Origin of the sequence: Halorubrum rarum (genome assembly GCF_048380895.1) — an archaeon.
Classification (GTDB): domain Archaea; phylum Halobacteriota; class Halobacteria; order Halobacteriales; family Haloferacaceae; genus Halorubrum.
This window is the reverse complement of record NZ_JBLWMN010000004.1, coordinates 141,563-165,818: the sequence shown is the minus strand read 5'-3', so window position 1 is coordinate 165,818 and position 24,256 is coordinate 141,563. Positions and strand designations below refer to the sequence as shown.

Here is a 24,256-nt window from a genome sequence, read left to right as displayed (position 1 = left end):
CATATGCCCGCTGTCTGAACCTCCACCCATGACCGCAGTGGGGATCGACGCCATCGAGATCCGATCGGGGAACTTGAAACTCGACTTACCGAACACGTTCGCGCCGCAGAAGGGCGACGACCCGGAGAAGTACACGAAGGGACTCGGCCTCGTCAACTCCTCGTTCCCGGACGTGTACGAGGACATCGTCACGATGGGCGCGAACGCGGCGAAGCGTCTGATGGACCGCAGGGGGCTCGAACCCGCCGACATCGGTCGGATCGACGTCGCGACCGAGTCCGCGTTCGACCACTCCAAACCCGTCTCGACGTACATCGCGGGCTGTCTCGAGCAGGTGTACGACGGTGACTTCCGCCACGCTAACAAGGGCGAGCGCAAGTTCGCCTGCGTCGCTGGCACCCAGGCGATCGACGACGCGTACAACTGGATCCGGGCGGGGCGCAACCGCGACCGAGCGGCGCTCGTGATCGCGACGGACACGGCGCTGTACGCGCGCGGCGACCCCGGCGAGGCTACCCAGGGCGCGGGCGCGGTGGCGATGCTGATCGACGAGGACCCCTCCATCGTCGAGCTGTCGACCCATCAGGGGTACGGCTCGATGGACGAAACGGACTTCCTGAAGCCGAACCAGCAGTTCCCGAGCGTCGACGGCAAGCGTTCGATGCAGGTGTACCTCTCGCGGATGCGCGAGGCGCTGGAGGACTACCAGTCGGTCGCGGGCAAGGTCCACCTCGAGGACTTCGCGTACGCCCCCTTCCACACGCCGTTCCCGGGGATGGTCCGCAAGGCGGCGCTTCTCGCGTACCGACACGTCATCCGCGACACCGAACACGAGGACGCGCTCGCGGAGCGGATCGGCCGTCAGCCCCGCGAGGACGAGTTCGCGGACCGCGAGGCGTTCGAGGAGGCGATCCGCGAGCACATGGACGAGCTGAAGACGACCGAGGAGTATCAGGCGTGGTACGACGACGTCGTCGAGCCGACGCTCGGGCTCTCGCGGGAGGTCGGCAACTGGTACACGGGCTCGGTCCACATCGCTCGCGCGAGCGCGCTCCGGGACGCTGTCGACCGCGACCGCGACCTCGTCGGCGAGTCGCTGCTCGTCGGGTCGTACGGCTCCGGCGCACAGGCGGAGATACACGCGGAGACGGTCCGGCAGGGCTGGCGCGAGGAGATCGAGGCGCTCGACATCGACGAGCAGCTGGCGGCGCGCTACGACCTCACGTGGGACGAGTACGAGGACGTCCACGACGTTCACGAGTACGACATGGACGTCGACCGCGAGATCGAGGAGTTCACCCCGCCCGAGGCGGAGTTCGTCTTCACCGGTTGGGGCCGGATGAACGAGCGGAAGTACGACTACGTCGCGTGAGATCCCGCACCGAAAGCCGCGGCACGAGCGCGTGAAAACCGGTCACACGCGGCTTCTCCAATACGATGGGTTTAAACGACGTTAGGCTGAATTCTTCCCCAATGGTAACCATCTACGACGTGCCGGCCGACGCCCTCATCGAGGAGGTCGCCGCACGGCTCGAGGACCGGATCGACGAGCCCGACTGGGTCGCGTTCGCCAAGAGCGGTGCCGGAAACGAGATGCCCCCCGAACAGGAGGACTTCTGGTACGTCCGCTCCGCGAGCCTGCTCCGGAAGGTCGCACAGAACGAGCCCGTCGGCGTCGAGCGGCTCGCCACGGAGTACGGCTCAAAGAAGCGCGGCTCGAACCGCTACATCGTCCGCCCCGGCGAGCACGCCGGCGGCTCCCGAAAGCTCATTCGCGCGTCGCTGCAGGCGCTCGAGGAGGACGGACTCGTCACCACCGCCGCCGGCGAGGGTCGCCGGATCTCCGAGGAGGGCGAGGCGTTCCTCTCCGAGGTCGCCGCCGACGTGCTGGAGGACCTGGACCGGCCGGAGCTCGAACGCTACGCTTGAACTCCTCCCCGCGCTGAAGCGCGAGGATTCCTCCGTGGGTAACCGACGGGTTCCTGCGACCGGTTCTTGCGGCGGAGCTCGTGACGCGGAGCCGCAGCGCTGTCGCTCCGCGCCGCTTATAAGCGTCTCCGGCCAACGGTCGGCGTGGATCTACACGTCCGGTACGAGGGCGACGACGACCCCGACAAGTGCACCGCGCGCAAGCTCGCGCGGTTCGATCTCGCGACCCTCCACCGGTCGGACCGTGCGATGCCGTACGGGGTCGTGTTGAACCCGCACGCCGAGCGCGCGCTGTCGCCCGCGGACGCCGAGCGTGCCCGCGACGAGGCGCTCATCGCGCTCGACTGCTCGTGGGAGTCGGCCGGCGAGAAGCGGTTCTCGCTGCCGGGCGACCACCGCGCGCTCCCGTACCTCGTCGCCGGCAACCCCGTGAACTTCGGACGGCCGATGAAGCTGACGACCGTCGAGGCGTTCGCCGCCGCGCTCTCGATCCTCGGCGAACGCGACCACGCCGAGCGCGTCCTCTCGAAGTTCACGTGGGGCGAGACGTTCCTCGATCTCAACGCGGAGCCGCTCCGGCGGTACGCCGCCTGTGAGGACTCCGCGGCGGTCGTCGAGGTCCAACAGGAGTACCTCGATCGGGAGTAGCCGGTCGCTCCCGGGACGGCGCTTACGGCTCCGCCTCGAGGTACGCCATCGCCTCCGCGTCGGACACCTGATCGAACCGCGCGTAGAACGCGCCGACCCCGCTGAAGCGGCTCGGCGTTTGGAGGCAGACGACCTCGTCGGCCAGCCCCCGTAGCTCGCGGATCGTATCGGGCGGACCGACGGGAACCGCGACCACGATCCGTGCGACGTCGGTGTTCTCGAGCATCCGAAGACACGCCATGAGCGTCGACCCCGTGGCGACGCCGTCGTCGACGACGACGACGGTTCTTCCCGTCACGTCGAGAGCCGGCCGGTCACCCCGGTAGCGGTCGACCTTCCGACGTGCGACCGCCATCTCCGTTTCGCGCTCCCGCTGGAAGTACACCTCGTCCGCGCCCGTCCCGCGAATCGCCGACTCGTTGCGCCAGACGCTCCCGTCGCTGGCGACGGCACCGACGGCGTACTCCGGGTTCCCCGGCGCACCGATCTTCGACGCGACGACGATATCGAGGGGGACGTCGAGCGCGTCGGCGACGGCCCGTCCGATCGGGAGACCACCCCGCGGGACGGCGAGAACGAGATCCGCGTCGATCTCGCGCTCCCGAATCGCCTCCCCGAGCCGTTCGCCCGCGTCGGTTCGGTCCGCGAAGCGAGGAGGTGTGGACATTGGCTCGGTCGGAGATACGTCCCGAGATGACATGTAGCATGGGGGCGTTCTCGACGGGTCGGGAACGGGTCGGAACGATGGGTCGGGAACGGATCGATGAACGCCACGTGGCGATTCGAGAACACACCGAACTCCCGCACGATACGCCCGCTGCTCCGATGACGGGAGTGGCTCGGATCAGTAAGACAGTTACCCCGCGGGGCGCTGGTGTCGCTATGGACGTACTGGAGGTCGCGGCGGACGCGGTCGCGACGGGCCCGGTGTGTGACGCCTGTCTCGGCCGACTCGTCGCCGACCGGAGCTTCGGACTGTCGAACGCCGAGCGGGGGAAGGGGCTCCGGGTGTCGCTCTCGCTCGCTCGCGACGACGACTACGAGCCGGTCGACGTCGCCGACTGTTGGGTGTGTGAAGGCCACTGCGCCGACTTCCACGAGTGGGCGGAGCGGGCGGCCGACGCGGTCGACGACGTCGAGTTCGCGACCTACAACGTCGGAACGCGGCCCTCGCCGCTGATCGAGGAGAACGAGGCCCTCCTTCGTGAGGAGGCCGGACTCGACGCCGACGCGGGCGAGCCGTTCAAATCCGAGTTCAACCGCGAGGTCGGCAAGCGCGTCGGTCCGCTCACCGGGACGGAGGTCTCCTTCGACCGCCCGGACGTGCAGTTCACGATCGATCTCGCCGAGGACGAACTGGACGCGAAGGTGAACTCCACGTTCGTGTACGGCCGGTATCGCAAACTCGACCGCGATATCCCGCAGACGGAGTGGCCGTGCCGGGAGTGCCACGCGTCGGGTCGACAGGGGCGGGAGCCGTGTGACCACTGCGGCGGGTCGGGGTATCTCTACGACGACAGCGTCGAGGAGTTCACCGCACCGGTCGTCGAGGACGTGATGGACGGCACCGAGGCGACGTTCCACGGGGCCGGGCGCGAGGACGTCGACGCGAGGATGCTGGGGACGGGTCGCCCGTTCGTGATCGAGATCGAGGAGCCGCGGCGTCGCCGCGTCGACACCGATCGGCTCCAGTCGGACATCAACGCGTTCGCCGAAGGAGCCGTCGAGGTCGAGGGACTTCGACTCGCGTCGTACGACATGGTCGCTCGCGTAAAGGAACACGACGCCTCGAAGCGCTACCGGGCGGAGGTGGCGTTCGACGACGACGTGCTCGCGGACGCGCTCGCGGACGCCGTCGACGAGCTGGCGGGCGCGACGATCGAACAGTACACGCCGAACCGCGTCGACCACCGTCGCGCGAGCGTGACTCGCGAGCGCGACGTGTACGAGGCGACCGCTGAGCTGGTCGACGCCCGTCACGCGACGGTGGAGATCCACGGTGCCGGCGGTTTATACATCAAGGAACTGATCTCCGGCGACGAGGGCCGAACGGAGCCGAGCCTCGCCGGGCTGCTCGGCGTCGGTGCCGAGGTGACGGCGCTCGACGTCCTCGCCGTCGAGGGCGAATCGGAGCCGTTCGAGCGCGAGGAGTTCTTTCGGGACTGATCGCGATCGAGACTGATCGCGATCGAGACTGATCGCGGCCATCCCAGCGTCCGAGCCGACGGCGCGTCACGTCCTGAGGGGCTGTCGTTCACCGTACGTCAGCGTCCGCCAGAGCCACTCGACGGGGCCGAACCGGAAGACGCGGAGCCAGAGAACGGACAGCGGCACCTGTACCGCCCAGACCGCGACGACGACGCCGAGGAGTTCGACGCGGTTCAGGTGGCCGAACAGGCCGAGACCGTGTCCGTAGAAGATCGAGGTCGCCACGATCGTCTGGAGGAGGTAGTTCGTGAACGCCGTTCGACCGACCGCCGCGAGCGCGTCGGTGACGACGCCTGCGGGTCGCCACCGGCACCACAGGGCGACGAGGCCGATGTAGCTGCCGGCCAGCGGAAGGCTCCCCCAGTAGTTGAACTGTCGCCAGAACAGCGCCGCGCCCGCCTCCCAGTCGTTCGCCTCGATGTAGAGGACCCCGGTAACGATCGGGACGAGTCCGGCGACCGCACCCGCCGCGACCAGCCGCCCGTAGAACCCGCGCGACCGCTCCCCGCTCAACACCCCCCACTTAAAAAGCGCCATGCCGAGCAGCATCGAGCCGCCGACCCGCCAGACGGTGGCACCGACGAAGCCGGTCGTCTGTCGCGATCGGGCGGCCGGCACGCGGTGCTCGAGCTGGTCGAGCCAGCCGCCACGGTAGGCGTTCACCTCCGCGTCGATCACCGCCGCCGCCGGTCGCCACGTGTCGGCGACCACGTCCGGCGACGACGACAGCGCGGTTAGTAACTCCAGCGCCGATGGAACCGCGACGAGGACGACGCCGATGACGAACTGTGTGGCCGGCGCGTACTCCCGGAGCGCGACGACCCACAGCGCGCAGACGCCGTACGCGACGAGGATGTCCCCGTACCAGAGGAGGTACGCGTGGCCCATGCCGATGGCGATCAGCCAGAACATCCGTCGAACGTGGAGGCGGATCGCCGCCGCCTCGCTCCGCTTGTCACTGTCGGTGAACAGCACGATTCCGGCTCCGAACAGGACCGAGAACAGGGTGATGAACTTCTCCTGGAAGAACACGTGGCCGACGAGCCACGCCCAGTAGTTCGCTCCGGTGAAGTCGCCGTAGACGGTCGGATTCAGAAGCGTCGTCTCCGGCATCGCGAACACCCACATGTTGATCAGTAGGATGCCCAACACGGCGACGCCTCTGAGAACGTCCAGACTGACGATCCGTTCGGCGGGCGGCGTCGGAGCGGGAGCGGATCTCGAACTCACGGACGACCGTGACCGACGGTGTCGAGCACCGAATAGGTTCGGTAATCGATCCGCACCGGTCGGTCGCGTTCCGACGGTCGACGTGCCGCCCTCAGTCGCGCCGGATCGCCGTCACCTCAGCCGAGCCGGATCCCCCGCCCCTCCTCCGAGGACCGGTATATCGCATCGATGACTCGCTAGACGGAGAGCGCCTCCTCGACGGTGTTGATCGACGGTGGCTCGCCCGCGGCGACCGCCGCCAGGAACACGCCCTGCTCGGTGGCGTGGCTGTCGTCGTCCCCGGTCTCGACGTCCGTGTCCGAGAGGTGGTGTCCGCCGCCGATCGCCGCCTCGTGGATCGTCAGGTCGTTGCTCCCGCGGTCGAACGTCGCACCCGCCTCCGTGCCGCGGACGACGAGCTCGTCGTTCGTCGGGCGGTTCGTCGCCCACGCGACCTCGAGTGACACCGTGTTGCCGTCGGCGTCACGGATGAACGCGGACGCGGAGTCGTCGACGTCGAACCCCTCGGGCCCGTCGTCTTCGCCCCACATGTGGACGAACGCGTAGTCGTCGCGGCCACCGAACTCCGAGCGCGTCTCGCCGAAGGGCCTCACCGCGAGCGGGCACCGTCCTCGTCGACGGCCGCCAGCGCGATTCCACCAACGTCCGGGACGCCGATGGTCTGATGTCGCCAGCCGTCTCCGACGTCGACACACAGCGTTCCATCGACGGTGACGACCGCGGAGATCCCCGGTCCGTAGCCGAGCGCGACGGGGCGTTCGTCGACCGGAAGCGTCGACGACGCCCACGCGTCGGTCGACCAGTCGGTACCGGTGTCGTCGTCTCCCGCGTGGACGAACAGCGCTCCCTCCGTGACGGCCATCGCGTGCCCGTTGCCGTCGGCCGCAACGGCGTCGAACGAACCCGCCAGCGCGTCCATCCACCCGTTTCCCAGCCAGTAGAGCCCGTCCGACGTCGCCGCGAGCGGAACGCCCGTCCCCGCGACGTCGCGAACGTCGTCGAGCCCGACCGCCTCGATCCGAGGGCCGTCCGCAGCGTCGACCACGCGGTGAACCCCGCCCGAGCCGGCGATCAGCGGGCCGTCGATCGCTCGCGGCTCGTCGACGCGTCCGACTCGATCCGCGGCCGCAGCGAGCCGTTCCTCGCCCGTACCGCCCTCGAGCCGGAGCCGCGTGATCGTCCCGTCCGCGCTCGCGGCGAGAACCGCGCCGTCGTGAGCGCCGACGGCGACGGCCGCTCCGGGAGCGGCGTCGGGTGCGTCGCCACTGGCGTCCGCGTCTCCGGCGTCCGAGTCGACGATATCCTCCACGGCGACGAACTCATGGTCCCGGTCCGCATCGTCGAGCGTCGCGAGTCGGAGCCCCCGCTCGGTCGCGACCGCGAGCACGTCCGCCGCGCTCGCTCGGCCGAGCACAGCGACGTCGCACGCCGACTCGCGGTCGACCAGCGAGAACGTACCGATCTTGTCGCCGGAGACCGCCACCCGGACCACGCCCGTTCGCGTCGCGAGGTAGACGTCGGTTCGCCCCGCCCGGGCGGCGTACACGCGCTTCTCCTCGATCGAGATGTCGTCGTCCGCGGGTGCCATTACGCCGTGGATGCGCGACACGTCGGGAAAAGCGTCGCGGGACGAAGCGAACGTCGCCGACACCGACGTTGCTTTGTTTCATCGATCCGCATTCTCGAACGTGCAATCGGTCGTTCCCGAGGTCGTCGCCCTCCTCGCCGAGGTCCTCCCGCGGCTCGTCCGGATCACGCTGTTCATCTCGGTCGGCGTGTTCGCGGCCAACGTCGCCGTCGCGTTCGGCGCTGTGCGCCACATCGCCGGCGTTGCGAGTTACCTCACTCGTCCGGCGAACCTCCCCGACGAGGTCGGGACCGCGATCCTGACGACCGCGGCGTCGACGACCGCCGGCTACGCGACGCTCGCGGAGTACCGCGAGTCGGGACTGCTCGACGACCGCGCGACGCTCGTCGCCGTGATGATAAACACGTTCTTCGGATTCGTCCAGCACGTGTTCACCTACTACGTTCCCGTCATGCTCCCGATCCTCGGGTGGTACACGGGAACGCTCTACGTCACGTTTCGCGCGGGGATCGCGCTCGCTATCACGCTGTCCGGCGTCGTCATCGGCGGACTCCTGGTGTCCGATCGGAACGTGGACCGCGCCGCGGTGGCCGACATCGAGGCGAGCGCTCCGGATGCCGATGACCGGGACCGTCGCGAGCGCGTCCGCGCCGCGGGCGAGACGTCGTGGGGGACCCTGCGTCGGATCGTTCCCCGACTGGCGGTTGTGTACACGCTCGTCGCCGCGTTCGTCTCGAACTACGACGTCGAGGCGGTGACGAGTTTCGCCGAACCGCTCAGTTCGATGCTCGGCCTTCCGAGTGCTGCGGTTCCCGTGATCGCCGTCTACTCCCTCGATACGACCGCCGGAGCCGTCGCCATCGCACCGCTGCTCGACGGGACGTTCACGCCCCGAACGGCCGTCGCGACGATGCTTCTCGGCGGGATCGTGTCGTTCGCGGTGTCGACGTTTAAACGGTCGATCCCCTTCCAGTACGGGATCTGGGGCGCGGCGTTCGGGACGAAGGTGATCGTCGTCAACACGGTCATGAAGGTCGCGTTCATCGCCGCGAGCGTCGTGCTGCTGCTGGGTCCGTGGTGATCGTCGTTCACGCGCTCGTCGGCTCGTCCCGGTCGTCGGTTTCGCGCACACGGAGCGTCGATACCCGAGTGCCGTCGACGGTCGTCACCTCGATGACGTATCCGGCCACCTCGACGGAGTCGCCGACCTCCGGGGCGCGGCCGAGCCGATCGAGCACGAAGCCGCCGATCGTCTCGAACCCCTCGCTCACGAGTTCGACGCCGAGCACGTCGCTAACGACTCCCAGCGAGACGTCCCCGTCGACGTCGTATCGCTCGCCGTCGAGTCGCCGCACCGTCGGTTCGTCCGCGGCGACGTCGAACTCGTCTCGGAGGTCCCCCACGATCGCCTCGACGACGTCCTCGACGGTCGCGATCCCCTCGAACGCGCCCCACTCGTCGATCACCGCGGCCATCTGTTGGCGCTCCTCCCGGAACTGCAACAGGAGCTCGTTCGCCGCCGTCGTCTCCGGCACGACGATGATCTCGTGTGCGAGCTCTCTCGCCGTCGAACCCTCCCCGTCGAGCGTCTCGGTCGCACGCAACACGTCCTTGACGTCGATGAATCCGACCACCAGATCACCGTTGTCCGGCTCGACGACCGGATAGCGCGTGTGCCCGGCCTCGAGAACCGTCGACCGGATCGCCGCAAGCGAGGCGTCAGCGGGAACGCTCACCACATCCGGTCGCGGTACCAAGATCGACCTGACGTCGATATCATCGAGCTCGAAGACGCGTTCTATCATCTCCACTTCCGCGGCGTCGACGTTCCCCTCCTCGCCGGCGCGTGCCAATACCCGTCGAATCTCCGGTTCTTCGAGCGTCTCGTCGGTTTCCGAAGCGGGCGGGACACCGAGCAGCCGCGTGAACGCGTTTGCCGTCCCGTTGAACACGACGAGTCCGGGGTAAAACAGGTAATAGAAGGCCTTCATCGGCGGCGCGACGAGCAGGGATATCCGCTCGGCTTGGGCGATGGCGATCGTCTTCGGGGCGAGCTCGCCGAAGACGACGTGGAGGAACGTGATGAATCCGAACCCGATCCCGAAGGCGACGAGATGGATCAGGTTCGGCGGGAGAACCGACTCGAGTACGGGTTCGATGAGCGAGGCGACGGCGGGCTCACCGACCCATCCCAGGCCCAGCGAGGCGAGCGTGATCCCCAACTGCGTGACCGCGAGGTAGTCGTCGAGGTTCGCCACCACCTCCTGGAGCGTGTCCGACCCCGCACGACCCTCCTCGGAAAGCCGTTCGACGGAGGTCGAACGGATCCGGACGAACGCGAACTCCGAGGCGACGAAGAAGCCGTTCAACACGACGAGGCCCAACGCCACGAGGAGACGGCTCGCCGAGAGCGCGACGTCTACCATCGCACCCATCTCGCTCTGTCGTCGTCCGAATCGTGTGAGGACATACCGATGCTTCTCGGCGTGCCGCCAAAAGCGTTGGTCGAACGGTTCGGTGACCGCCCCCTCGCACGCCTGAAAGTACGGCGATCTCGCTCACGAGTTCGCCGCCGCGCGAGCGTTATTTTCGATCCGGACGTACGTCCACACATGTCAATATTCAAACTACCCATCGCGGGCGGCGTCGGCGTGACCGCGTTCCTCCTCGGGAGCGTCGTCGGGTTCGAGCTCCTCTTCGGGCCCGATTTCCCCTCGGTGTTCCTCGTGCTCCCGTTCGCGACGCTGCTGGCGGTCGGCGCGGGAGCGGCGTCGTATCGCCTCCTCGGGCGGCGAGACGAACGATCCGTATACGGCGGCTTGGCGGGCCTCGCCGCGTTCGGCTACGGCGTGCTCCTGCTGTTGCTGATCGACTACTCGGTCCCGGCGTCACGAGACCTCCTCACGGTGGACCGAATCCTCGCCGTAGGCGTCGCCCTCGCCGCCGTCGTCGCGGTCGTCGGGTGGGTTCGCCCGCCCACGGACCGCGGACGCGAGGACGACGGCACCGACCGGGACTGACCCCGAACCCGTCCGACGATCACAGTCGCGTGAGCGTGAGGACCAACCCGATCGTTCCGACGGCGGCAAGCAGCAGGAACCCCTCGTCGAACGAGCCGTAGTCGGCGAGCACGCCGATGATCAGCGGCGACGTCGCGCCGGCCGTCATCCAGCCCGCCTTCAGCGTTCCCATCCCGGTCCCCTGCATGTCCTCGGGCAGCGAGCTCGCGATGTACGTCTGTGTGGCGACGCCACAGCCGTTCCAGGTGCTGGCGAGGACCGTGAGCGCGACGAGCGGGACGAGCCCCTGAACGAACGGCAACAGCCACAGCGCGACGATGCAGCCGCCGAGCGAGACGGCGAGCGTCGGGCGCGTTCCGAACCGGTCGAGCATGCTCCCGGAGAACGGTTGAATGAGCGCTCCGACGGCGAAAAACAGCCCGAAAAGCGTCGCCGCGAGCTGCGGGGACAGCCCCTTCGCAACCGCGAGGTACGTCGGATAAAAGGAGGAGAACCCCTGTATCACGAACGAGACGGTGACCTGAACGAGCACGACGATCGGAATGGACTCGCGGCTGATCCCACGTTTGATCCGCGCAAACACCTCCCAAGAGAACTCGTCGACCGCGCTCGAACCCGAGGACGTTCGCTTCGGAACGGCGATCCACAGCGCCACGGCGACAGCGACGAACAGCGGACCGAACGCGCCGATCCCGACGCGCCACGTGGCGTACGAGGCGACGACGGCCGCCGCCACGGGGAACACGGTGTTCCCGACGCTGCCCGCGGCCATCGTCAGCCCGATCGCCGAACCGGCTCGGTCCGGATAGATGTCGGTGAAGATGGTGAACCGGGTCGGGCCGTACAGCGCTGTCGCGAGTCCGAACGCGATCGTGCCAGCAAACAGCATCGGGAGCGTCACGGACGTCGCGACGACGAGCACCGCTGCGGCCGAGACGAGGGTACTGAGGACCACGACGTTCCCCTCGCCGATCCGGTCACCGAGGACCCCGCCGGGGACGTGACCGACGGCGTAGGCACCCCACAGCAGCGTTAACAACAACCCGGTCGTGGTCAGTCCGATCCCGAAGTCGCTCTGGAAGTACGGGACGAGAGCCGGATAGACGAACCGTACGCCGATGGAGAGGGACCAGCCGATCCCGACGGTGAGGAGGATCCATCCGCGTCCGTCCGACCACAGGTCTTCCGTCGCCGTCTTCGCGTACCGTCCGATCGCTTGGAGATGAGACACGATTCAGTCGTTGCCGTTCATAGCAGCACCCCGGCTCCTTGCTGTTACGTCGCCGGCCAATCCTTCCGGAACGCGTGCGGAACTCCCGCACGCCCGGTTCCGATCGTCGGCCTCGGTACACGTTCCGCGAGGCCGGCCATGGACGGAGCGGAACCGCGGCCCGGAGGAAAGCAGTTATACGACGCACGCGTACCGGGTTCAGATCACCCATGCCGACAACGAACGGAGACGGAGACAAACGACCGTCAGACGGCCGACGACGCCGGTTCCTCACGTACGCGGCTCTCGGGGTGATCGGGGGGAGCGGCGTCGTCGGGGCGTGGATCTCGTCCCGATCGGACGATTCACCGGAGCCGGACCTGACACCGCCGGCCGCTCCGACTCCCGGTGTGGACGACGAGCCGACGGAGAACGAGTCCGCCGGGGACGTTCCCGAACTCGTCGCGCGCTACGCGCCCGATCTGTACTTTGGTGCCTTAGAGAAGTGGTTTCCCACCGATCCGAGACGATATATCATCGAGACGGCCGACGGTCCGGTCGTGGACGGATTCACGGCACTTGAGGGATACTCCGCGGCGTTCACGGAGGACGAGACGCCGCCGGATCCGATGGCGTTCTACCGGGTCGTCGAGGCGGCCGACGGCGTCGACGCGATCCAGTACTGGTTTTACTCCGCGTTCGATCAGTTCACGGTTAACTTCCACTGGCACGACTGGGAGCTCCTACAGGTGTTCCTCGAGCGAGAATCCGGGTCGCCACTCCTGCTGTCGGCGAGTGCACACTCGCGCGCGAGCCCGAACAACGAGTACCTCGATCCCGACGTCACGGGGGACCGTCGACTGGGAATCCTTTCGGAGGTCGGCTCCCACTCGAGCGCCAGCGAGATCAACGACGTGGTCCCGAGCTTCGAGCGGCTCCCGAGCAGCGACTGGGATTCGGACGTGACCAACGACCTCCTGGAGGTTACGAGCAGCCTCGCGGCACCGTTCGCCTACGGACTCCCACGCGACGAGGGAGCGAGGCTCCCCTTCGTCATGCCGGAGCTCGACGGGTACCGACTCGACGATCACCCCGCGCTGTCGGTCGGTTCCGAGGACTTCATCGACGAGCGCGTAACCGTCGGGAGCTGGCTCGGACTGCCGCGACCGCCGACGGATCTCCCGCTCCGGGAACCGGGGCTCGTGCTCGCCGCTCCCGGGAGCCCGACCGAAGCGAATGCGACGTACGAGCTCGAACCGATGGCACACGTTCGCGACGTGACCGACGGGTTCGTCGGCCCCCAGTTGAGCTTCGAGTTCGCGATCCCCGGATTCGTCGAGAACCGGTTCGCCAGTCACGTCACGTCCGTCGAACTCCCGTGGGAGCAGGACCGATTCACCGACCCGCTCGCCGACGTCACGGACCCCGCTCATCGCCGACGGATCGACGGGGAGCTCCCGCCCGGACTGTCGAACCGAGTCGTCGGACGGATCCGGCTCCTCGGCTCCGGGACGAGCGGGGCGCTCGGTCGGGTGACCGACGAGGCACGGGAGTCGCTCGACGACGCGATCGCCGTCTCGCTGTACGGGTTACCGGTGGAAGCCGCGGTGCGTCTCGCGAGCGAGGATCCGGTGGCGACGGTCACTCGAGAGGGCGTGTTCGGGTACCTCCACGTCGATCCCGGATCCCATCTCCTCGTCGTCAACGGCCCCGGCTTTGCCCCGTTCGCACAGCGGTTCGTCCACGAAGGCGGGCGCTTCCGAGCGGGCATGGACGGCGAGCTCACCGTGGTCGCGACCGAGGACGCGGGATGGATCCGCGGCGATGGGCGGGACGCGAACGGGATCGCTCACGTCCGCGTGAGAGAGGACTACGCCGGCGTCGTGTACGACGGGCGACCGGCCGAGGACGATCGCTTCGCCGTGGCGGTCCACCGCGACGGTCGGTACACCGTCGAGGTCGTCGACGCCGACGGACGGCGCGGCGCGTACCGGGTCGGTCCGCAGTCGTTTGACGACGAGTTCGAGGCGGTCCGTGAGAACGTCGAAACCGGGAAGGCAACGCTCTCAGAGACCCTCCGCGGGGAGATCGAGGAGCTACGGGACGTGGCACGGAGCCTCGCCGCACGGGACGGAGACGACGAAGTCGGGGACCGGCTGTCCCGTGCCGTGGAGGAAGCCGCCGCTGCGACGCAGGTCGCCACGCGCGGCGACGCAGACACGGCGAACCGGCGGCTCTCGAACGTCGTTTCGCTTCTGGAGGAGGCCCTTGAGGCACTTACGAGCGACCGGCAGCGGGCGTACGACGATGCCGAGGTTTCGGCACTCCGCCCGCGTATTCACGCGGCGCTCGACCGTGCCGACGCGGCGATCGAAACCGAGACCGTGTGAGTTCGCTACTCCGGACCGTTCGACGCTCGATCGTGGAACGCTCGTGCGTGCGACGCGAGATCGATCGTCCCGAAACGAGCACAACACGCAGCTATAACCGGTCCGTCTCGAAAGGGAAGCCATGAGTTCGCAAGGGAATCGACCGTTCACGCTCGCTGCGACCGGGGATTCGATCCTGACACGTTCGGTGGTCACACGCGAAGGCGACCCCCGGTTCAACGCGATCCTCGAGCGACTTCGTGACGCGGACGCGACGCTTACGAATCTCGAGGCAGTCGTCACGGATGGATCGTCCTACGCGACGCCGCCACAGGCGATCCGCGACCAGTACCAGTATCTCGCCGCCTTCCCCGGAATGGTGCTTCGATGTCCGCCGGCCCTTCTCGATGAGCTGACGGCGATGGGGATCGACCTCGTATCAGCCGCTTCGAACCACTCCCGTGATTTCGGCCGATACGGGATGCGCTCGACGATGCGGGAACTCGAGGATCGGTCCATCCCCTACGCCGGTCTCGGACGCAACCTCCCCGACGCACGGGCCCCGGCGTACGAGACGACCCCCGGCGGTCGGATCGGGGTGGTCAGCGCCTGTACGAGCGTCGCCCCCGAAAGCGAGGCCGGCGCGCCGTCGTCGCTCCTCCCGGGCCGCCCGGGGATCAGTCCGCTTCACACGAACTGGACCTACCGGGTGACCGAGGAGCGACTCGACCGAATACGCGAGATCGGACGCGCCGTCGGCATCGACGACGTGAGAGACACGTGGCGCAAGCAACCGGACTCGATGGACGAAACGGACGACACGTACCAGTTCATGCATATGACGTTCGAGTCGGTCGACGACGAGGACGACGAGGGGATCTCGCACTCGCTGCACCCACCGGACCGCGAGGCGGTGATTGCGGGAGTTCGAGAGGCGAACGCGACCGCCGACTGGGCGGTCGTCTCGATCCACTCGCATCAGGGGCCGTCGGGGACGCGGAACGTTCCCGAGACCCCGGCGATGCTCGAGTCGTTCGCCCGCGACTGTATCGACGCCGGAGCCGACGCCGTGATCGGGAGCGGGCCACACGTCCTCCGCGGGATCGAGGTGTACGACGGGAAACCGATCTTCTACTCGCTGGGGAACTTCTTCTGTCAGTTCGAAACGCTGGACCGGCTCCCGGCTGAGAGCTTCGACTACTTCGGCGTCGAGGACGACCGCTATCCATCGAGGGTGTTCGACGCGCGGTACTACGAGGACGGCGAACCGACCGGCAACCTCGCGTACCCCGACTACTGGCGCACCGTGGTCGCGACCTGTGAGTTCGACGATGACGGTCGGATCGACCGCATCGAACTGCTTCCATGCTCGCTGGGCCGAACCGCGGACCGTCCCGATCGGGGAACGCCGATCCGCGCCGACGACACGGAGGCCGAGTCGATCCTCGATCGGCTCACGGCGCTCTCCGAACCGTACGGGACCGCGATCGATCGTGTCGACGGGATCGGGGTCATCGACCCCTCGTGACCGAGCACTGACTGCGAGTCCCGGCGACACCGCTCGCGCGCGGTCGGACGTGACGTTTCGTCCCGAACCGGCGAATCGACGACGTTGCAACCCGGATCGCGAGACGCTGGACACCGGCGTGTTCGATGATCTGATCCGACGACCTCCGCTCCACGCAGACGAGCGGGAGACGAGGTGTTGACCGCGAATATGCTGAGATGAACCGACGGTAAGCCGTTAGCAAACCGGTCCAGCGGTGACGCGGAAACACCCAAGCGTGAGCGGCTTGGATCGGCTTATTCACCGACCTCGTACAGCGACGTCGTCGACGCCGGATCCCGTCTCCGTGAAATTACATATTATTCCAAATAGCCACCATATAGCTAAACGATCGATCTACGTATGTCGGGTACGATGTCTGATGAGACGCATGATCCGTCCGTAGAGAAAACCACGTATCGACGCCGAACCGTCATGGGAGGACTCGCGACCGGTGCGGGGATGGGCGCACTCAGCTCGGAGGCCGCCGGAGAGTCTCGAAGCACCAAATCGGACGCTGACTTGCGTTACGAGGTCGCAGAGTACGAGTGGGTCCCGCCCGATGCGAGCGAGGCGCACGTCGCCGTCCTCTCGGGGGACCAAGCGGGCGTCCAGACGACGGCGAGCGGCTGTGTGCACGTCTCCCCGGGCGAGGAGGGGACGCTCCTGTTCGACGTCGTCGTCGAGGACGCACAGTGTCTCACCCAGGCACACGTCCGTGAAGGGGGCCGAGAGGAGGACGGGGAGATCGTCGCGACCCTGTTCGAGTACACGGCGGAGCCCGATGGGACCGGCGACGGCGACCCGCTGACGACCACTCCGGAGACCCCGTTGATTCAGGGCGCGCTCGTCGACGACCCGGACCTCGCGGCGGCGATCCTCTCCGACCCCGGTAGCTATCACGTCACCGTCCACACCACACGCAACCCCGAGGGGGAGATTCGCGGACAGATCCGTGGATTCGAGCGCGGCAGGGACACCGAGATCGAACCGGTTCCCGCTGAGTTCACGGTTTCGTCGCTCCGCCCGCGGAACGCGACCGTCGTTCGTGGGGACCGGATCGACGTCTCCGCGCGGATCCGAAACGTCGGCGACGTCACGGCCACGCGGACGGTGCAGCTCCGGATCGACGATACGGTCATCGCCGAACGGGACGTCGAAATCGGCTGTCGGCGGGCACGAACCGTCCGGTTCGAGGACGTCGACACCGAGGATCTCGAGCCGGGCGAATACGAACACGGCGTCTTCACCGACGACGACTCGATGACGGGGACGCTCAGGATCCTGCGGCCGGCCGAGTTCACCGTTTCGGCTCTCGATCCGGACGACGTGACCGTGACTCGGGGCGACCGGATCGACGTCTCCGCCCGGATCGAGAACGTCGGCGAGGCGAAGGGGAGACAGGACGTCGAGCTCCGGATCGACGACGAACTGGTGAGGAGTCGCCGCCTTCGGCTGGACGGTGGCGACTCCCGAACCGTCACGTTCGAGAAGGTCAATACCGAGGACCTCGATCCCGGCGAGTACGAACACGGCGTCTTCACCGACGACGACTCGGAGACCGGTCGGCTTCGGATTCAGACACCGGCCGAGTTCACCGTCTCGGATCTCGACCCCGATGACGTGACCGTGAGCCGCGGCAACCGGATCGACGTCTCCGCCCGGATCGAGAACGTTGGCGAGGCGAGAGGGAGACAGAACGTCGAGCTTCGAATCGATGACGACGTGGTAGCCAAACGGGCGCTCGAACTGGCGGGAGGCGACGACGAGACGGTCACGTTCGAGAGCGTCGATACCGGGGGTCTCGAGCCGGGCGAGTACGAGCACGGCGTCTTCACCGAGGACGACTCGGCGACCGGTCGGCTCCGGGTTCAGACACCGGCCGGGTTCACCGTCTCGGATCTCGATCCCGTCGAGGCGACCGTGACTCAGGGCGACCGGATCGACGTCTCCGCGCGGATCGAGAACGTCGGCGAGGACGCTGGGACGCAGGACGTCGAGCTCCGGATCGACGACGACGTGGTGGCGGACCGCGAACTCGAACTGGCGGGAGGCGACGACGAGACGGTCACGTTCGAGGACGTCGACACCGAGGACCTCGAGTCGGGCGAGTACGAACACGGCGTCTTTACCGACGACGACTCGGCGACCGGTCGCTTGACGATCGAAGCGGCGACGGTCGACCGCACGATCGATTCCTGTACGATAATCGATGAACCCGGTGAGTACGAGCTGGTCGACGACATCACCGGCGGTGGCCAGGCATACGACGACCTCTACGTCGACGCCTGTATCTGGATACGATCGGGGGGCGTGACTCTCGACGGGAACGGATACGCGATAGCCGGCGAGGGCGAGGGGGTCGGCGTCTTCGTCGGCGACCCCGACGAGTGGCTCGAGGACGTGACGGTTCGTGACCTCGACGTTACTGGGTTCGAGGAGGGGATCAGCTTCGGCACCGAGCTGGAGTGGCCGGTACAGGGCACCCTCGAGGACGTGACGGCGACCGAGAACGAGTCGGTCGGGGTCTTCATGTTTGCCGCGGGCGGGTCGACACTCCGAAACGTCACGGCTTCCGAGAACGGTGCGGACGGGATCCTGCTCTGGGAAACGTCCGATCTCGTGGCCGAGAACGTCGCCGCCACTGAGAACGGAGCGTACGGGATCCAGTGTGCGGACCTCGTCGATAACGCCGAGTTCACCGGGATCACGGTAACCGGAAACGACGGTGGCGGTATCCAGACGGGGATCGACGTGGCACGGAACACGTTCACGGATCTGACCATCGCCGGGAACGGCGGTCCAGGGTTCTCCGCCGCCGATGGCGGACCGGACACGCTCCGTGACGCGGTGATCGAGGACAATGACGGGACTGGCGTGGTGGTCATGTCGAACCGGCTGGAGTTCGAGAGCGTGCTCATCCGCCGTAACGACGGGTGGCAAGTCGAGAGTATCAGAGATTCACTCCTAACCGCGTCGGGGCTGGGAATCGGCGACGAGGCCGTGTTCGGGTTCAGTGACGAACGGGTCTCACTCGATGCCATCGGCCGTGACGATCTCCCCGCGCTCCCCGACGACGTGGCCGCGGTCGGTGACGGAGTCGAGGTCCTCGATGTCGATACGGCCGACGCGATCCTGACCTACGACGGAGACGACGTCGTTGGGGACGTGGTCGAGCTGTGGCGGTACGACGACGGGGAGTGGACCGTCGTCGACGCGTTCGACGCGGACGGAACGATCGACACCGCGTTGACTCAGGACGGGATCTATGCACCGGTCGAGGACGCACGAGACCCGAGTGACGAACCGGACGAGCCGGACGAACCGGACGAACCGGACGAACCGGACGAACCGGACGAGCCTGACGAGCCTGACGAGCCGGATGAGCCGGATGAACCGGACGAACCAGACGAGCCTGACGAGCCGGATGAACCGGATGAGCCGGACGAGCCGGATGAGCCGGACGAGCCGGATGAGCCGGACGAACCGGACGAGCCGGACGAACCGGACGAACCGGACGAACCGGACGAACCAGACGAGCCTGACGAGCCGGACGAACCGGACGAACCGGACGAACCGGACGAACCAGACGAGCCGGATGAACCGGATGAGCCGGACGAGCCGGACGAAGAAGCCGAAGAAGCGGACGACTTCTGATCCCTCCCTTTTTGAGTCGATTTTTCGGAAGCCAATCGGAGGGACGTTCCGGCCGGTACCACGTCGGTCGAGACCGATCGATCGCAACCGTTCGCTACGAACCGATGGATCAGGCCCCAATGAGATTCGGCTTCGACCACGACGAGGGTGGCGTTGCCGTGCTGCGTCGATCCGTCGGAGACGAACGGCGACGATCCGACCGAGATCGAAGACCCCACTGATCCCGGTCCTCAATCGTTCGAGTCCTTCCACTCGCCGATCGCTTCGTCCTCGAATTCGCCCTTCGCCTCGCGTTCGGTTCGTCGGAGGGCGATACCGAGTAGCCCCAGATAGAAGACGCCGACGATACCGAGGACGACCGTGCCCGAGAGCGTCTCGATCGACGCAGCCTCGAGAAGCGACGTCTCGGGCATGAACGCGGTGATTCGAAAGATCCAAGCGAGCAACAGAACACTGATTAGCTCGAGGTAGATGCGCCGGAGTCGGTGTTCGATCGCCTCGAGTAGCGTGATCTTCATCGTCGGGTTTCGATAGTCCGCGGCGAGCTTTTCGCGCCAGTCATCGTGCTCGAGTTTCTGTGTCGGATCGAGGGTGGTCACGAGCAGGTTCTGCTGATAAATCCTGACTCGTGCGCGATAGACGTCGTAATCTCGATACCGTCGTGCCTCGATGAGTAAGAACAGCGTCGCGACCAGGATGCCGACGAGGATGATATAGTGGGGGTTGTCGGGACTCGAGAACGCCCAGGTGAGGATCGCGGCTATCATCGTCACGCTCCAGGTCGTCGTCTGATCGAGCCGTGAGCGCCAGGTGGTCTCGCGATCCAGTTCGCCGCGATAGGCATCGCCGAGAACGGAGCTCAGTTCGGAGACGTCCTGCCCGACGGTATCGCCCACGTCGGCGCCAGTCTCAGTATCGGTGTCGTCGTCCATCTGGAACCACGTGTGACAGACGACCGCCGGGAGGAAATACTCGATCGTTGCGTGGCTATCGGTCGGGCGTACTACCGGTCGAACTCCAGTCCGACATCGGCCTTGAGGGTGAACACCGTCGATTCGAGGGAGTGTTTCGAGACGGTAAGCATGCGAAGCATGTACGAACTGAGAAGGACGTACGGGGAAAGCGCGATGACGAACGCGAGGTTGACATAGAGGAGTCGTGATCGGACTCCGGGGAGCGTCGTTTGCGGGAAGAGGCCGGTATCTATCGCGAGCAGGACGTACGACGTGAAGACGATGACCGGGAGCGAGAGAATGAGGAGGGCACTCGAGAGGTTCCGGAGTTCCCGCTTGAAATACAGCGTCGTGAAGTACTCTCGACCGGACGCGAGGATGGTGAGAATCCGGAGCAGCGTCGCGAGCGAATCGTGATCCGATTCCGTGAGTGCGTCCCCGTGGGTGGCTTTCAGGCGGCGGGTCACGTTGATGTGGCGGGCGTAGGGGTAATCGAGCGTGCTCAAAAGGAGAATCGACACTCGAGGGTCGCTTTGTTGGATGCGCCTCTCGATCTGGGACAACCGTGTGTCGATATCGTCGACGAAGGCAAGCAGGTCCGCTCGCGCTCGATCGTCCGTCGTCGAGTTATCGGGGGCCCGGAGCGATTCCGATTCGGAATGGATCGCCTCGATGACGTACTGGAGAAACGGCTGTAGCCCGGCCGGACTGATGCCGTCCTCCACGAGCTCCTCAAGTTCGATCTGGAAGTCGATGGAATCCTCGATGCTGGCCAGCTTGACTTGGAGGGGAGCGAACTCCTGGGCGAGGGCTGCAGTATTGATCGAGAGGACGACCGAGACGAAGAGAATGATCCCGCCGAGCAGCGTGTTGAACAGGGTCTGGACCGCTCGCGTCTCGGTGACGAGCCGTTCCATCTCGAACTCCCAGATCGTTCCGACCGTCAGCAGCGCCGCCAGGATGACGACCTCCGTGACGAGTGCGAGCGCCCGTCGATCCCCGGACAGGAAAACCCATCGAACCACCCCAGTGAGCGGACCGTTGGGGTCGCCTCCGGACGCGTCGGAATCCGCTCCTGTGTCGGCTGTGTCTGTGGCCTGGTCGGAGATAGTATCATCAACCCGATTGATCCGACTAAGCCGGGGTGTACTAATCACTAGTTGGCTGTTAACGACGGTAGGATTCAGATACCGTGAGCACGACGGTCGTGATTCGCTGACGACTGCTCGGCTCTTCTCGAAAACGCCTGGATAGAACGCTGTTAATCGAAGAAACGCAGACGCACACCGAAATCGGTAGACAGTACGGGGACACCCATCGAGATGCCCATTTGTAACGGAACACCTCGCGACTGCTCACAGCGGTCCGTGCTACTCAATTATTAAGGAGTTCAACGAAGCCTTCGATCGGCATCCATTCGGAGCGATGCGATCGAACAGGGGCCGGGGCGGTCGAGCGTGGGGAAACAGACGCCGAGCGGAGACCGAGAACGACCCGAAGGCGACGGCGTCGGAGGCTGTGACGAGCGATCGACGTACTGCGAACGTCAGTGATCGACGTACTGCGACTCCCAGTCCGTGCGGGCGTCGATCTCGCGGCGACCACGACGCGTGAGCGTGTAGTAGTTCGTCCGGCGATCACGCTGGCCCTTCTCGACCAGTCCCTTCTCGACGAGCGTGTCGAGGTTCGGGTAGAGACGACCGTGGTGGATCTCCTTTTCGTAGTAGTCCTCGAGTTCCTCCTTGATGGCGAGGCCGTGGGGCTCGTCCAAGCCGGCGATCACGTAAAGCAGGTCACGTTGAAAACCTGTGAGGTCGTACATGGTACTGACGGTAGTTACTTGTCGAAAATAAATAAGTATGTCGTTCTATACCCACGAGAACGCATACGTTGAGCCCGGTATCGGCGGTAACGACGTTCTCGGTGTTTTGTCACTGAGTCCACACTCGTCGGACGGCCGTCGTGTTTATAATTGTAGAAGACCAACGGGAGGTATGCCAGAAGAAGTGCTGTTCTCGACGGAAACGACGGAAGACAGAGAAACGATCGCGGCGTCGCTCCGCTCGGTTGCGGACAAACTCGACGCGGGGGAGGACGTCACGCTCTCGGCTGCCGGCGACTCGATCACGCTCGCGGTGCCGGCGAGGGCCACGTTCGAGGTGAAAGCCGAGCGGGAGACGGGATCGGGCCCGGACGAGCTCAGCATCGAGTTCGAGATCGAGTGGGACGACGTCGACGACGCCGGCACGGATCCGTCGCTCTCGGTCGAGTAGTCGTCATTGGTCGGTTGGACACGCCTCGGTGCATAATCGGCGCATCCCGGCGTCGGCACTCGGAGTCGTTCGAAAGAGAAGCAAGCCCCACGCGGAAAAAAGCCGCGTGAGGCCTGCCGCCCTAAATTGGTCCCCGCTGACGCTTCGGCCCTCCAGACGAAGCGTCACCTGACGATACCGTATCCCGGTTGATAAAGATTCCGGGAGCGCTCACATGTGCTCCTCTTCGAGCACCCACCCGAGCGCGCGCCGGTAGTGGGTGAACAGCTCCTCGACCCCGCGGTGGTTCATCTCCTCGTCGTCGAGCTGCTCGATCAGGAACTCGTACTGCTCGCGTATCTCCTCTTCCGAGCGCATGGAACGACGTACGCGCGACAGGTCGTTAGGAGTGGCGATCGATGACGCCGCCCGCGAACGACAACGATTATACTTCGACCGACGATACGACGAGAGAGATGGACGATCGGACGCGCGAGTACCTCGCGGGACGCTTCGGTGACTACTACCGGAGCGTCTCCCTTACCCCTCCGCCGGACGCACACCTCCGTGAGTGGGGCCATATCCCGTGGACGCCCGGCACGGGAACCACCATGGTTCGTCACCAGTCCCTGTACGATCTGGGCGACGTCGACACGTTCTTCGCCGACAACGCCCCACGGCACGCGTACTTCTCTGCGGCCCGCTACGACGATCCCGGGGCGTCGACGATGTCGCAAAAGGGATGGCGGTCCGCCGACCTCGTGTTCGATCTCGACGCCGACCACCTCCCCGGTGTCGACCCCGAGGCGACGAGCTACCGGGAGATGCTCGCCGCCTGCAAGGACGCGCTGTATCGGCTCCTCGCGTTTCTCGAGGACGATTTCGCCTTCGAGGATCTCACCGTCGTGTTCTCGGGCGGTCGCGGCTATCACGTCCACGTCCGCGACGAGTCGATCCGGGAACTTGACAGCGAGGCCAGACGGGAGATCGTCGACTACGTTCGTGCGATCGATCTCGACGTGGAGAACCTGATCCACACGGTCCAGGAGCGCGGGACCAACAAGCGCGTCCTCCGGACGGCGGGCGGATGGGGCGCGCGCGTTCACGACGCCCTGATCGAGTACGCGGACGACCTCCGCGAGATGGACGACGACGCGGCCCGCGAGCGGCTCATGGAGCTCGACGGGATCGGTGAGGGGCGCGCGAAGACGATCCTCGGCGCGTTCGAGCGCAACCCGGAGGCGGTCCGCGCGGGCAACGTCGAGGCGGGGGGCCCCGGCGTCCGCCGGCTGGTCTCGGCGCTCGCTGCACGGGTGACCGCGACGGCGACCGCTCCGATCGACGAACCGGTCACCACCGACACGCGCCGACTGATCAGGCTTCCGGGGACGCTTCACGGCGGCTCCGGTCTCGTCGTCACCCCCCTCGATCGCGACGAGTTGGACGCGTTCGACCCGCTTGCGGATGCGATTCCGGAGCGGTTCGTCGGTCGGGAGATCGCGATCGAGTGCGAGGACGAGCGGACGGTAGAACTAAACGGGGAGCGGTTGTTAGTGGAACCCGGTAGAACCTCGGTCCCCGAGTACGCGGGCGTCTTCCTGATGGCCCGCGGCGAAGCGCGAAAGGCACCCGAACGATGAACGACA

At 66.4% G+C, this 24,256-nt stretch carries 20 protein-coding genes and 1 pseudogene; 11 read left to right on the top strand and 10 right to left on the bottom strand.

What is annotated here, in order from left to right:
* Positions 1 to 28: 28 nt before the first annotated feature.
* From hmgB to ACNSN7_RS04265, 3 genes are all read left to right on the top strand, one after another.
* On the top strand, positions 29 to 1,372 hold the full coding sequence (gene hmgB, locus ACNSN7_RS04275; RefSeq protein ID WP_418280913.1) for a hydroxymethylglutaryl-CoA synthase: 1,344 nt from the start codon (positions 29 to 31) through the stop codon (positions 1,370 to 1,372).
* Between the two features lie 101 nt (positions 1,373 to 1,473).
* Entirely contained in the window at positions 1,474 to 1,929 is a 456-nt protein-coding gene (locus ACNSN7_RS04270; RefSeq protein ID WP_418280912.1) for a 30S ribosomal protein S19e, read from the top strand.
* A 144-nt stretch (positions 1,930 to 2,073) separates the two neighbouring features.
* A complete protein-coding gene (locus ACNSN7_RS04265) occupies positions 2,074 to 2,577 on the top strand; it encodes a DUF367 family protein (protein WP_418280911.1) in 504 nt (167 codons plus the stop codon).
* 22 nt (positions 2,578 to 2,599) lie between these two features.
* Here the strand turns inward: ACNSN7_RS04265 and ACNSN7_RS04260 are convergent, their stop codons facing one another.
* Positions 2,600 to 3,244, bottom strand: coding sequence for a phosphoribosyltransferase (locus tag ACNSN7_RS04260; protein ID WP_418280910.1), 645 nt, complete (start codon positions 3,242 to 3,244; stop codon positions 2,600 to 2,602).
* Between the two features lie 215 nt (positions 3,245 to 3,459).
* On the opposite strand from ACNSN7_RS04260, the gene ACNSN7_RS04255 reads away from it, so the two are divergent.
* Positions 3,460 to 4,743: a tRNA pseudouridine(54/55) synthase Pus10 gene (locus ACNSN7_RS04255; RefSeq protein WP_418280908.1), complete on the top strand. Its 1,284-nt coding sequence runs from the start codon at positions 3,460 to 3,462 to the stop codon at positions 4,741 to 4,743.
* Between the two features lie 66 nt (positions 4,744 to 4,809).
* Here the strand turns inward: ACNSN7_RS04255 and ACNSN7_RS04250 are convergent, their stop codons facing one another.
* From ACNSN7_RS04250 to ACNSN7_RS04240, 3 genes and pseudogenes are all read right to left on the bottom strand, one after another.
* Positions 4,810 to 6,015: a DUF418 domain-containing protein gene (locus ACNSN7_RS04250; protein ID WP_418280907.1), complete on the bottom strand. Its 1,206-nt coding sequence runs from the start codon at positions 6,013 to 6,015 to the stop codon at positions 4,810 to 4,812.
* Between the two features lie 176 nt (positions 6,016 to 6,191).
* Positions 6,192 to 6,602, bottom strand: a pseudogene (locus ACNSN7_RS04245) (Gfo/Idh/MocA family protein); the annotation flags it as partial.
* A 2-nt stretch (positions 6,603 to 6,604) separates the two neighbouring features.
* Complete coding sequence (locus tag ACNSN7_RS04240; RefSeq protein WP_418280905.1) at positions 6,605 to 7,603, bottom strand: HVO_0234 family beta-propeller protein; 999 nt, start codon at positions 7,601 to 7,603, stop codon at positions 6,605 to 6,607.
* 100 nt (positions 7,604 to 7,703) lie between these two features.
* Between ACNSN7_RS04240 and ACNSN7_RS04235 the strand changes: the two genes are divergently transcribed.
* Complete coding sequence (locus ACNSN7_RS04235; protein WP_418280904.1) at positions 7,704 to 8,684, top strand: nucleoside recognition protein; 981 nt, start codon at positions 7,704 to 7,706, stop codon at positions 8,682 to 8,684.
* A 7-nt stretch (positions 8,685 to 8,691) separates the two neighbouring features.
* Here the strand turns inward: ACNSN7_RS04235 and ACNSN7_RS04230 are convergent, their stop codons facing one another.
* Positions 8,692 to 10,029 carry a hemolysin family protein gene (locus ACNSN7_RS04230; RefSeq protein ID WP_418280902.1) on the bottom strand — a complete coding sequence of 446 codons (1,338 nt, stop codon included), beginning with the start codon at positions 10,027 to 10,029 and terminating at the stop codon, positions 8,692 to 8,694.
* 186 nt (positions 10,030 to 10,215) lie between these two features.
* On the opposite strand from ACNSN7_RS04230, the gene ACNSN7_RS04225 reads away from it, so the two are divergent.
* Complete coding sequence (locus ACNSN7_RS04225) at positions 10,216 to 10,623, top strand: DUF8147 domain-containing protein (protein WP_418280901.1); 408 nt, start codon at positions 10,216 to 10,218, stop codon at positions 10,621 to 10,623.
* A gap of 19 nt (positions 10,624 to 10,642) precedes the next feature.
* Here the strand turns inward: ACNSN7_RS04225 and ACNSN7_RS04220 are convergent, their stop codons facing one another.
* A complete protein-coding gene (locus tag ACNSN7_RS04220; protein ID WP_418280899.1) occupies positions 10,643 to 11,854 on the bottom strand; it encodes an MFS transporter in 1,212 nt (403 codons plus the stop codon).
* A 389-nt stretch (positions 11,855 to 12,243) separates the two neighbouring features.
* On the opposite strand from ACNSN7_RS04220, the gene ACNSN7_RS04215 reads away from it, so the two are divergent.
* The 3 genes from ACNSN7_RS04215 to ACNSN7_RS04205 all read left to right on the top strand — a co-directional run bounded on the left by ACNSN7_RS04215 (position 12,244) and on the right by ACNSN7_RS04205 (position 19,405).
* Positions 12,244 to 14,223, top strand: coding sequence for a hypothetical protein (locus tag ACNSN7_RS04215; protein WP_418280898.1), 1,980 nt, complete (start codon positions 12,244 to 12,246; stop codon positions 14,221 to 14,223).
* Between the two features lie 121 nt (positions 14,224 to 14,344).
* On the top strand, positions 14,345 to 15,730 hold the full coding sequence (locus ACNSN7_RS04210; protein WP_418280897.1) for a CapA family protein: 1,386 nt from the start codon (positions 14,345 to 14,347) through the stop codon (positions 15,728 to 15,730).
* 453 nt (positions 15,731 to 16,183) lie between these two features.
* A complete protein-coding gene (locus ACNSN7_RS04205) occupies positions 16,184 to 19,405 on the top strand; it encodes a right-handed parallel beta-helix repeat-containing protein (protein ID WP_418280895.1) in 3,222 nt (1,073 codons plus the stop codon).
* A 230-nt stretch (positions 19,406 to 19,635) separates the two neighbouring features.
* On the opposite strand, the gene ACNSN7_RS04200 is transcribed toward ACNSN7_RS04205, so the two are convergent.
* The 3 genes from ACNSN7_RS04200 to ACNSN7_RS04190 all read right to left on the bottom strand — a co-directional run bounded on the left by ACNSN7_RS04200 (position 19,636) and on the right by ACNSN7_RS04190 (position 22,180).
* Positions 19,636 to 20,337 carry a DUF2270 domain-containing protein gene (locus tag ACNSN7_RS04200; protein WP_418280894.1) on the bottom strand — a complete coding sequence of 234 codons (702 nt, stop codon included), beginning with the start codon at positions 20,335 to 20,337 and terminating at the stop codon, positions 19,636 to 19,638.
* Between the two features lie 71 nt (positions 20,338 to 20,408).
* The gene (locus ACNSN7_RS04195) at positions 20,409 to 21,383 is read right to left on the bottom strand and encodes a DUF7972 family membrane protein (RefSeq protein ID WP_418280893.1); all 975 of its coding nucleotides are present in this window, start codon (positions 21,381 to 21,383) and stop codon (positions 20,409 to 20,411) included.
* A 521-nt stretch (positions 21,384 to 21,904) separates the two neighbouring features.
* The gene (locus ACNSN7_RS04190) at positions 21,905 to 22,180 is read right to left on the bottom strand and encodes a PadR family transcriptional regulator (RefSeq protein ID WP_008001139.1); all 276 of its coding nucleotides are present in this window, start codon (positions 22,178 to 22,180) and stop codon (positions 21,905 to 21,907) included.
* 172 nt (positions 22,181 to 22,352) lie between these two features.
* On the opposite strand from ACNSN7_RS04190, the gene ACNSN7_RS04185 reads away from it, so the two are divergent.
* The gene (locus tag ACNSN7_RS04185) at positions 22,353 to 22,631 is read left to right on the top strand and encodes an amphi-Trp domain-containing protein (protein ID WP_418280892.1); all 279 of its coding nucleotides are present in this window, start codon (positions 22,353 to 22,355) and stop codon (positions 22,629 to 22,631) included.
* Between the two features lie 210 nt (positions 22,632 to 22,841).
* Here ACNSN7_RS04185 and ACNSN7_RS04180 read toward each other — a convergent pair whose 3' ends face one another.
* Positions 22,842 to 22,988, bottom strand: a complete 147-nt coding sequence (locus ACNSN7_RS04180) for a DUF8555 family protein (RefSeq protein ID WP_418280890.1) — start codon at positions 22,986 to 22,988, stop codon at positions 22,842 to 22,844.
* Between the two features lie 98 nt (positions 22,989 to 23,086).
* On the opposite strand from ACNSN7_RS04180, the gene priS reads away from it, so the two are divergent.
* Complete coding sequence (priS, locus tag ACNSN7_RS04175) at positions 23,087 to 24,250, top strand: DNA primase small subunit PriS (RefSeq protein ID WP_418280888.1); 1,164 nt, start codon at positions 23,087 to 23,089, stop codon at positions 24,248 to 24,250.
* Positions 24,251 to 24,256: the final 6 nt, after the last annotated feature.